This is a genomic window from Thalassospira sp. MCCC 1A01428, assembly GCF_002115825.1.
Lineage (GTDB): Bacteria > Pseudomonadota > Alphaproteobacteria > Rhodospirillales > Thalassospiraceae > Thalassospira.
Genome location: NZ_JFJZ01000026.1, coordinates 61,706 through 68,861, shown reverse-complemented (window position 1 = coordinate 68,861; position 7,156 = coordinate 61,706). Strand labels below are relative to the sequence as shown.

Genomic DNA, 7,156 nt, shown 5'->3' with positions numbered 1-7,156 from the left:
GAACATTCCGACTGTGCCGATTATTCTGGGCATTCTGCTGGGCAATGAAATGGAAAAGAACCTGCGCCGGGCGCTGGAAATTTCCAATGGCGATGTCAGTACATTATGGGGGTCGCCCTTGACGATTGCCATCTGGGTGCTGGCCATTGTCGGCTTTATCGCCCCGTTCGTTTTTGGCCGTTTCCTGCGTCCGAAAAAAGACCCGACAGTCGCGCCTTAAGGCGGGAACATCAAAAGGCCGGGTTTCACCATGCGAACCCGGCCCTTTTTTACCCGGTTTTACCGGTTTTGTCTGGTCGCCCGTATCGCTTACCCGTATCTAGGGACGATTATCCTTTTTCACCCATTACACAGCCCCTGTCCGGAAATCGCCCATGCCCGCAAAAACCGACGCCTTCCTTGCCAGTCTGACGCCCCGTTTTTTCCGGCTTTTATTTACCGGGCTTTTTATTGGTATGCTTGGCGGGCTGGCGGCCCATTATATTGCCATGCCGCTAGCCTGGATGATGGGGCCAATGCTGGCGACATTCGTATTTGCCCTGCTGCGTGTGCCTATGGCGATCCCGATGAAATTTCGCGCCATGATTTTGGGCGTGATCGGGGTGTTTCTGGGCGGGTCATTTACACCAGATACCATCGACCAGGCAGCGCGCTGGCCGATCAGCATGATTGCCGTGCTGCTTTATGTCCCCATCATTACCGCGATCATTACGTGGTTTTATGCCAAAATCGCCCGCCTGGACCCGGCAACCGCCCTGTTTTCGGCGACACCGGGCGGCTTGACACCGATGGTGGTTCTTGGCGCGGCAGCGGGTGGCAATGAACAGGAAATTGCCCTGACCCAGGGGTTGCGGGTGTTGCTGCTGGTAATGTCGGCCCCCATGATTGTCATGATGATTACCGGCGTCGTTGCCAATGGTCATGGCGATGCCGCCACCGTCATGTCCCTTGAAGATGGCTTGCTTACAGCTATATGTGCCATTGTTACCGTGCTGATTTTTCGCCGACTGCGCATTCCTGCTGCCGAAATGACCGGTGCCATGCTGGCCAGTGCCACCTTGCATATCAGTGGCGTGGTTGATGGTAATTTACCGCAATGGCTGATGGATGGCAGCTTGTGGATTTTAGGTTCCGCCATTGGCAGCCGCTTTGCCGGGGTCAAACTGGCGTTTCTGGTTCGTCTTGCCGGTTATGCCGTGGCCGCAACGGTGGTTATTCTGGGCTTTACCGGGCTTGTTTCATGGTTCGTCGCCCAATGGCTGGATTTAAATTTTATGGCGGTATTACTGGCTTTTGCACCAGGCGGGGTTGCCGAAATGTCGCTCATTGCGCTGGCCCTTAATATCGAACCCAGCTTTGTCGCCTTTCACCACATCGTCCGCATTTTTGAAATTGTCTTACTGGCCCCGATGCTGGCGCGCTGGCTGCAAAAACGGCATTTCGAAAAAAGTACGCACAACAAATAACAGTCACCCTCGATTTCCACGAAAAAGAACCTACGCGGGTTGGCGAAATTACCCGCTTCACAATCAGCTTATTCTTGAACATAGATTATAAGCGATATAGTATTTAACCTATAAACAGGCAGGGAACCGTCATGTGGACCATCGAGACAACCGATACCTTTGATGACTGGTTCAATGCTCTGGATGATACGGATCGCGCCAATGTCCTCGCATCAATGATCGTGCTTCGGGAACGAGGTCCAATGCTATCGAGGCCATACGCAGACACAGTAAATGGTTCTTCCTATCGCAACATGAAAGAGCTGCGAATTCAAAGTAAGGGAGACCCTGTTCGGGCGTTCTTTGCCTTTGACCCCGACCGAAAAGGAATAGTTCTTTGTGCGGGAAACAAGGCCAGCGATGAGAAACGGTTTTATGATGTGATGATTCCGATCGCAGATCGCGAGTTTGCAGCACATCTGGCAAAATTGAAAAAGGATTAGGCATTATGGCGAGAACGCTTGATCAAATACTGGCGAGCGAAAAGCCCGAAGTTGTTGCGAAAGCACAAAAGGCGGCAACCGAAATGTTGATCAACATTCATTTGGCTGAACTTCGCGAACGCATGAATCTGACACAGGGCGATATTGCAGCCGCTTTGGGCATCAAGCAGCCGACTGTTTCCGATATGGAACAACCGGGACGTGACCTGCGGCTCTCATCTCTCAAACGTTATGTCGAAGCATCTGGTGGCAAATTACGCATTGATGTAGAGCTTCCCGACGGCACCCATTACGGGTTTTCTGTATAAAAACAGGCATCAAGGCATTATCCACACAGCAGCCACTCAGACTGCTATGTCACGCAAATTACCCTGGCGAACCACCGCTTTGCACGGATTGCCCCCCATGGCATAGGAAAGCTCGGCCGGGCTGTCGATATCCCAGACCACAAAATCGGCGACCTTGCCGGTTTCCAGCGTTCCGTGGCTATCGCCCCGGCCCAAAGCCCGCGCGCCATTGCGGGTAATCCCGGCCAATGCTTCTTCCGGGGTCATGCGAAACAGGGTGCAGGCCATATTTGCCATTAACAGCAGGGATAACGCGGGCGATGTGCCAGGGTTACTATCGGTGGCAATCGCAATATCCACACCGTGCTGGCGTAATAAATCAACCGGCGGTAATTTGGTTTCGCGCAAACAGTAAAACGCACCGGGCAGCAACACCGCCACCACCCCGGCTTGTGCCATCGCCGCCACACCGTCTTCTTCCAGATATTCTAAATGGTCCGACGACAAGGCATGGTAACCAGCCGCCAGAATGCTGCCTTTCTGGTCGCTTAACTGTTCGGCATGTAATTTGACCGGCAAATTATGGGCGCGTGCGGCTTCAAACACCTTGCGGGTTTGATCGGTGTTAAAGGCAATGTTTTCACAAAACGCATCCACCGCATCAGCCAGCCCTTCGGCGGCAATGGCAGGCAGCATTTGCGAACAAACCAGGTCAATATACCCGTCGGCATCATCCGCATATTCCGGCGGTAATGCATGGGCGCCTAAAAATGTTGTGACCACATCAATATTATTCTCAACGCCCAAACGCCGCGCGGCGCGCAACATTTTGGCTTCGTCTTCGGTTCGCAGCCCATAACCGGACTTGATTTCGATGGTGGTGACACCTTCACGCAGCAAATTGTTCAACCGTTTTTGCGCCCGTTTTACCAGATCATCTTCGCTGGCAGCGCGGGTTGCGGTGACCGAGGACCGAATCCCCCCGCCCGCCCGGGCGATTTCTTCGTAACTGACACCATTCAGGCGTTTTTCAAACTCATCCGCCCGGTTACCACCATAAACCAGGTGGGTATGACAATCCACCAGCCCCGGTGTTACCCAGGCACCGGCAAGGTCGGTTACAGACTTTGCCAGTTGTTCCGGTGCATCGGCCAGATCATCCATCAATCCCAGCCAGCAAATTTTGCCATCCTGCACCGCCATCGCCCCATTGGGGATTGCCCCGTAAGGCTGCTTGATGGCCGGGTTCATGGTGGCAAAATGGCCGTTGATCCAGATATGATCCCACATGATGCTGTCCCTGTTTTGGTGTTTGCCAAAGTCTTTATGTATAGACAATTAAATGCACGCTTCACCGGGCCGGGTCAAGAACCGTTCCGTATCCCCGATGTGCCGCAGATACATCGGGGATACAAAACCGGTCAGGCAAAACTGGGCAGCAAATCATCGACATAGCCATGAATGGCAGCCGATTTCAAAAGCGCCTTTACCGCTGCAATATCGGGGGCAAAATAACGGTCCTTGTCATAAAACGCGGCCACGGCGCGGACCGATGCAATAACTTTTTCCAGCGCATCGCTGGATGTCATCGGGCGGCGAAATTCAATCGCCTGACAGGCCGCCAGCATTTCAATCGCAATAATGCCATTCACATTATCGGCAATATCAGCCAGACGCCGCCCGGCAAAGGTTGCCATCGACACATGATCTTCCTGATTGGCCGAGGTTGGCAAACTGTCAATCGATGCCGGATGGGCCAGTGTTTTGTTTTCCGATGCCAGGGCCGCCGCCGTCACCTGAGCAATCATGAAGCCGGAATTAAGCCCGCCATTTTCCACCAGAAAAGCGGGAAGATCGACCATTGCCGGGTCGATCAACAGGGCAATACGGCGTTCGGCAATCGCGCCAATTTCCGATGCCGCAATCGCCAGAATATCGGCGGCAAAGGCCACCGGTTCGGCATGAAAATTCCCGCCCGACAAAATATCCCCCTCATCGGGGAAGATCAGCGGGTTATCCGTCACCGCATTGGCTTCACGCTCCAGAATGGCGGCAGCATGGTTGATCTGATCCAGACACGCCCCCATCACCTGGGGCTGGCAGCGCAATGAATAGGGGTCCTGCACCCGGTCACAATCGGCATGAGACCGGCGAATTTCCGAATCTGCCAGCAATTCGCGATATTTGGCCGCCACAGCAATTTGCCCGGGCTGACGGCGCAATTTATGAATGCGGGCATCAAACGGGGTATCGCTGCCCTTGGCGGCATCAACCGAAACCGACCCGGCCAAAACAGCAGACGCAAAATTATCCTCGATCGCAAACAAACCAAACAGGGTAAGGGCGGTTGAAACCTGCGTGCCGTTTAACAAGGCCAGGCCTTCTTTTGGCGCCAGTGTCACGGCATCTACCCCGGCTTTGGCCAGGCCTTCGGTGGCGGAAATAACGGTACCCTCATGGCGGACCTCGGCCTCGCCAATCAAGGCCAGGCTCATATGGGCCAACGGTGCCAGATCGCCCGATGCCCCGACCGACCCCTTGGCCGGGATCAGCGGGTAAATGCCATGATTAAACAGCGCGATCAGGGTATCGATCACCACCGGTCGCACCCCGGAATGCCCGGCAGCAAGGCTGGTGATTTTTAATGCCAGAACCAGCCGTACCACCGCATCAGACAGCGGATCCCCCGTGCCGGTGCAGTGCGAGAGCACCAGATTGCGCTGCAAATCGCGCAGGCTGTCTTCATCAATGCGGGTTTTTGCCATCAGGCCAAAGCCGGTATTGATGCCATAAACGCTTTTGCCGCGTTTCAACACTTCTTCCACCGTGCCGGCGGCGATAACAACCCGCTCCCGGCAGGCATCGTCAATATCGATCTGCACATTGCCAGCGGCAATTTTGCGCAATTGGGCCAGTGTCAATTCACCCGGGATTAGCTTGATCGTTTCCATGATTTTTCACCATCGGCAGGTTAAGGCCCTGTTTGGGGCACGGTGATTACGACGTCATAACCGGCATCAATAGACCCCCGCCGGCAAATTGCCGGGCCAAAGGCCTTCTTTTGATCCAATATGTATATACAAATCTATAAATCGCTCTTTGTCAACTTGGCAAGAGAAAGGTTTTCGGGGGAAAATGCCTGAATATTGCGATATTTTTGACATTTCCCGGCATTACACGCAGACAAAAGATCTATACATTTAACGAAATCGTGTTTAGCTCCCTGGTTCGATTGCCCCTTTTACGCCGGTGGCAACATCAGATATGACGAAAAAGGCCCGTTTCTTGACCCAGGATTTGCCTGCAACGCTGTCCGCTACCAACCTGACCCTTGATGGTAATGGCCCGCTTTATGCCCAGATCAAACGGGTACTGGCGCGCAATGTCATTTCCGGGCATTGGATTTCCGGCCAGCAAATTCCAACCGAAATGGAGCTGGTCCGGGTTTTTCGGGCATCGCGCATGACGGTAAACCGCGCCTTGCGCGAACTGGTGGCGGAAGGCGTTTTAACCCGCACCAGAGGGGCCGGCACCTATGTTGCCGATCGCAAAGGGCAATCACCGATATTGGAAATTCGCGCAATTGACCGCGATATTCGCGCCCGCGGGCACCGCCATGATAGCGAAATTATAACCTTTGATACCGTGGCCGCCGATGCCCCCCTTGCAACCCGGTTTGGTCTGACACCGGGGGCATCGCTGTGCCATTTTGTCTGTCTGCACCGCGAAGAAAATGTTCCTGTTCAGGTCGAGGACCGCTGGGTTAACCTTGCCGCCGCCCCGGCCTTTGCCCAACAGGATTTCAGGGATATTACCGCTGCGGCCTGGCTTTTGGCCAACGCCCCCTATTCAGATGCCCAGCATTTGATCGAAGCAATAGCAGCAGATAACACCACCGCCAAACGCCTGGATATCGCCCACGGCGCACCGTGCCTGGTATTACATCGGCGCACCTGGTTTCACGGCACCCCCATTACAGTGGCAAAATTCACCCATCCGGGCGAAAGTTACCAGCTTGGCGGGCACTTTGCCCCACAGCATCCCAGCGACGGGTAAAGCCAGTTGCCTGATAGCTCCTATCCCGGATCATGGTTGATGCTCTGTCTGGCGTGATGTATTGCTGTTGGGCTTTAAAATAATATCGCCGTGCAATAATCCGGATTGTGCATATCCGGCACTTTCAGGATGTCCCCCATGCTCGAGCAACCAGCGCATGTGTCGCACCATGCAACAAACCCTTCTGGCGCATCAACGGCAACAACACATTTGGCTGAATCATTGGATACCCAAAACACTCCCCCAAAAACGGCCGGGTTTATGCTTCAGCTTAAAGACTGGCTTTATCGTTATCGGGTTATTTTGCTGCTTTTGTGGGTATGTGGGCTGGTTGTAATTGCTTATGCCGGGATCGAACGCCGATACGCCGTTACCGACAAACATAACCTCGATAAGGTTGTTCATGTCAGCGTTTTTGCCGCCATGGCATTTTGGCCCATCATGGTGTGTGGCCGTCGCATGCTCAGCGTTTTCCTTGTTCTTGTGGTCGCCCTTGGCGCACCAGGGCTGGAACTTTTGCAGGCCCATTTTGGCAATGGACGTATTGCATCTCTGGCAGACATGATTGCAAGCCTGGGCGGGGTTCTGGCTGGTATCCTGATTGCCGGAATCGTTCGCAAAGCCGGTTAACCGGCCCGCGACGCATCGCGGATTCGCCCGATCCTGACTCAATGGTCAAAATTAACCGCCGCAGCTCATTTTAAATATTAAATATTTCTGTTACACCATGGCAAATTTCACCTGCTGATCGGTATGATAAAGCAATTGGTTACAATAGCTTAAATCAATGTCACATGCCGCCTACATCTGCTCTGGCGGTAAACCGGGCTGCAATTTTGCCCCACCTATTCCTTTGGACAGTTCC

The 7,156-nt window shown here is 53.7% G+C and carries 7 protein-coding genes and 1 pseudogene; 6 read left to right on the top strand and 2 right to left on the bottom strand.

Annotation, left to right across the window (positions count from 1 at the left end; genetic code table 11):
• The 4 genes and pseudogenes from THS27_RS26915 to THS27_RS17670 all read left to right on the top strand — a co-directional run.
• A pseudogene (locus THS27_RS26915) lies at positions 1 to 220 on the top strand (hypothetical protein); the annotation flags it as partial.
• 154 nt (positions 221 to 374) lie between these two features.
• Positions 375 to 1,466, top strand: a complete 1,092-nt coding sequence (locus tag THS27_RS17680; RefSeq protein WP_085593254.1) for an AbrB family transcriptional regulator — start codon at positions 375 to 377, stop codon at positions 1,464 to 1,466.
• 131 nt (positions 1,467 to 1,597) lie between these two features.
• Positions 1,598 to 1,948, top strand: coding sequence for a type II toxin-antitoxin system RelE/ParE family toxin (locus THS27_RS17675; RefSeq protein ID WP_085593252.1), 351 nt, complete (start codon positions 1,598 to 1,600; stop codon positions 1,946 to 1,948).
• 5 nt (positions 1,949 to 1,953) lie between these two features.
• Positions 1,954 to 2,256 (top strand): XRE family transcriptional regulator, encoded by a 303-nt coding sequence (locus THS27_RS17670; RefSeq protein ID WP_085593250.1) that lies wholly within the window; start codon positions 1,954 to 1,956, stop codon positions 2,254 to 2,256.
• A gap of 36 nt (positions 2,257 to 2,292) precedes the next feature.
• Here THS27_RS17670 and hutI read toward each other — a convergent pair whose 3' ends face one another.
• Positions 2,293 to 3,525: an imidazolonepropionase gene (gene hutI, locus THS27_RS17665; protein ID WP_139835636.1), complete on the bottom strand. Its 1,233-nt coding sequence runs from the start codon at positions 3,523 to 3,525 to the stop codon at positions 2,293 to 2,295.
• A 131-nt stretch (positions 3,526 to 3,656) separates the two neighbouring features.
• Entirely contained in the window at positions 3,657 to 5,186 is a 1,530-nt protein-coding gene (hutH, locus tag THS27_RS17660; RefSeq protein ID WP_085593248.1) for a histidine ammonia-lyase, read from the bottom strand.
• Between the two features lie 313 nt (positions 5,187 to 5,499).
• Here hutH and hutC point away from each other — a divergent pair, with 313 nt between their 5' ends.
• Together hutC and THS27_RS17650 are read left to right on the top strand one after the other, a co-directional pair.
• On the top strand, positions 5,500 to 6,291 hold the full coding sequence (hutC, locus tag THS27_RS17655; protein WP_085593246.1) for a histidine utilization repressor: 792 nt from the start codon (positions 5,500 to 5,502) through the stop codon (positions 6,289 to 6,291).
• 261 nt (positions 6,292 to 6,552) lie between these two features.
• Positions 6,553 to 6,921 (top strand): hypothetical protein, encoded by a 369-nt coding sequence (locus THS27_RS17650; RefSeq protein WP_139835634.1) that lies wholly within the window; start codon positions 6,553 to 6,555, stop codon positions 6,919 to 6,921.
• The last annotated feature ends 235 nt before the right edge of the window (positions 6,922 to 7,156 follow it).